The sequence below is a fragment of the Bradyrhizobium sp. genome (assembly GCF_016462955.1).
Classification (GTDB): Bacteria; Pseudomonadota; Alphaproteobacteria; order Rhizobiales; family Xanthobacteraceae; genus Bradyrhizobium.
Map to the genome: position 1 here is coordinate 882 of NZ_JAEMSD010000583.1, position 2,983 is coordinate 3,864.

The 2,983-nt window shown below is 65.8% G+C and carries 3 protein-coding genes; 2 read left to right on the forward strand and 1 reads right to left on the reverse strand.

Features of this window, described 5'->3' with window-relative positions; all coding sequences use genetic code 11:
• A partial coding sequence (locus JHD07_RS34905) for a M24 family metallopeptidase C-terminal domain-containing protein (protein ID WP_291630452.1) occupies positions 1-362 on the forward strand: 362 nt, incomplete at its 5' end.
• Between the two features lie 300 nt (positions 363-662).
• Positions 663-1,937, forward strand: coding sequence for a multidrug effflux MFS transporter (locus JHD07_RS34910; RefSeq protein WP_291630454.1), 1,275 nt, complete (start codon positions 663-665; stop codon positions 1,935-1,937).
• A 52-nt stretch (positions 1,938-1,989) separates the two neighbouring features.
• On the opposite strand, the gene JHD07_RS34915 is transcribed toward JHD07_RS34910, so the two are convergent.
• A partial coding sequence (locus JHD07_RS34915) for a BRCT domain-containing protein (protein WP_291630456.1) occupies positions 1,990-2,983 on the reverse strand: 994 nt, incomplete at its 5' end.

Here is a 2,983-nt window from a genome sequence, read left to right on the forward strand (position 1 = left end):
ATCTCTCGGTGCACGAAGGACCGGCGCGGATCTCGAAGCTCGGCACCACGCCGCTGAAGCGCGGCATGATCCTCTCCAACGAGCCCGGCTACTACAAGACCGACGGCTTCGGCATCCGTATCGAGAACCTCGAGCTGGTCGTCGAAGCCGGCATCGAGGGCGCCGAGAAGCCGATGAACGCGTTCGAGACGCTGACCCTGGCGCCGATCGACCGCCGGCTGATCGATGTCGCGATGCTGAGCCGCGACGAGCTCGACTGGCTCAACGCGTACCACGCGCGGGTGCGTGCCGAAGTACGGCCGGCCCTCGACGAGGCGACCCGGGCGTGGCTCGATCAGGCCACGGCGGAGCTGAAGGCCTAGTGCGCATGGCGCCACGCGCGCTACGCAACTCTCCTCGCCCCACCGAGCGGTCATGCCCCGCGAAGGCGGGGCATCCAGTACGCCGCGGCTTCTCCGCATAAAGCGACTGCTCTGGAATACTGGATTCCCCGCCTTCGCGGGGAATGACACCTATACTGCTGGACGGGTAGCGCGCCCAATCGGTCGCCATTGCGCTGTTATCATCACCCTCCCGAAATCCGTATAGCCGCATTCCGAAACGCCGATATCCGTCTTGCGCCGGCGCGCTACAGTCGATTCGAACGCGAAAGATGGACACGCATGCACGGCATGATCAGCAAGCCGCCGGGAGCGGCCGGCAACCTCGCGACCTCGCGCGTGGTGTTGCTGCTGCTGGTCGTCATGACCGGGATCGCGCCGATCTCGCTCTACATGCTGGTACCGGCGCTGCCGGTGCTGGCAACGAACTTCGGCAGCGACATCTCGATCGCGCAGATGACGGTGTCGCTCTACATGGTCGGCATCGCGCTGTCGCAGCTGATCATGGGGCCGTTGTCGGACCGGTTCGGACGGCGCCCGGTGCTGCTCGGAGGACTGGCACTGATGGTCGTGGCCAGCATTGCCTGCATCTTCGCGCAGACCTTGCCGCAGCTGATTGCCGCGCGCTTCTTCCAGGCCCTCGGCGGCGCATCCGGCATGGTGATCAGCCGCGCCATCATCCGCGACATCTACGAACGCGACCGCGTCGCCTCGATGATCAGCCTCGTGGTCGCGGCACTGATGATCGGCCTGATGGTCTCGCCGCTCACCGGCGGCCTGATCGAGATCGCCTTCGGCTGGCGCGCGATCTTCTACGCGATGACGATCGCCGCGATCCTCGTCGCCGTCGGCATCGCGGTGGCGCTGCCCGAGACGCGCCGCAGCCGCCCCGCCGGCAGCGGCTTCCGCGGCGACATCGGGGTGCTGATCCGTAACCGCGCCTTCGTCGGCTATGTGATGTGCCAGGTGCTGGCCTCGCAGATCATCTTCACCTTCGCCGGCGGCGGCCCCTACATCGTCGTGACGCAGATGGGCCGGACCACTGCCGAGTACGGCGCCTGGTTCGCGACCACGGGCTTTGCGTTTCTCGTCGGAAATCTGCTCTGCGTGCGCTTCGCGCCGCGGCATTCTTTGGAGAAGCTGATCTGGTTCGGGCTGGGCTTGCAGCTCTGCGGCAGCCTGTTGAACCTGGTCTGGAGCTTCACCGGCTGGAACGAAGCGCCCGCGTGGATGTTCGGCACGCAGATGATCGTGATGGTCGGCAATGCCTTCGTGATGGCGAACTCCGCCGCCGGCGCCATCAGCATCCGCCCCGAGGCGGCCGGCACCGCGTCGGGCGCGATGGGCTTCCTCCAGCAGGGCATCGGCGCGCTGATGTCGCAGTTCGGCGCCTATCTCGGCGGCCACTCGGCCACCACGCTGCCGCTGACCTCGGCCGTCCTCGCGATCTCGCTGCTCTGCGCCTGCACTATGATCTTCGTCGTCCCTCGGCGCGAGGTGACGGTGAGCGAGACACTGATCGAGAAGGCGGAGGAGGAAGAGGGCGGGATGATGTAGGGGTTCTGCGGCAGTTGTCCCCTCTCCCACAAGGGGAGAAGGAAAGAAACCCTCACTCCCCGATCAGCTTCAGCCACTCGTCCTCGGTCAGCACCTTGACGCCGTGCTTGTTGGCCTCGGCGAGCTTGGAGCCCGCGCCGGGACCGGCGACAACGAGATCGGTTTTTTTCGACACCGAACCCGAGACTTTCGCACCCAGCCGTTCCGCGGTCGCCTTGGCTTCGTCCCGCGTCATCTTCTCCAGCGAGCCCGTGAACACCACGGTCTTGCCGGCGACCGGCGAATTGCTCTTCGGCTTCTCGGCGTCGATGATCTCGACCTCTTTGGTCAGCCGCTCGACGATGCCGCGATTGTGGCTCTCGCCGAAATAATCGGCGATGCTCTTGATCACGGTGTCGCCGATCTGGTCGAGCGCGTCCATCTCGGCGATTGCCTCCTCGTCGCCCTTGGCGACCTTGAGGCAGGCGTCGTGGAAGGCGTCCCAGGAGCCGTAGCCGCGCGCCAGCGCCAGTGCGGTGGTCTCGCCGACATGGCGCATGCCGAGCGCATAGATGAAGCGCTCCAGCGCGATTCTGCGCCGGCTCTCGATGGCGCCGAACAGGTTGCGCACGGAGGTCGCGCCGTAGCCCTCGACCTCCTCCAGCTTGAGCTTGGAATTGCGCTTCTCCAGCGTGAAGATGTCGGCGGGCTCCTTGACCCACCCCTCGTCGAAGAAATACTGCAGCTGCTTCTCTCCGAGCCCATCGATGTCGAAGGCGCGGCGCGAGACGAACAGCTTGAGATGCTCGATCTTCTGATAGGGACAGGCAAACTCGCCGGTGCAGCGGGCGCGCGATCCCTCCTCGCCCGTCGCCGTCTCCTCGCGCACCACGTCGGTGTGCAGCGGACACGGGCACTTCTTGGGGAGGTGAAATTCCTTGGCAGTCTTCGGCCGCTTGTCCAGGACGACGTCGACGACCTGCGGGATGACGTCGCCGGCACGCTGGATCACCACGGTGTCGCCGATCCTGATGTCGCGGCCATCGCGCAGCACCTCGCCCTTGTTG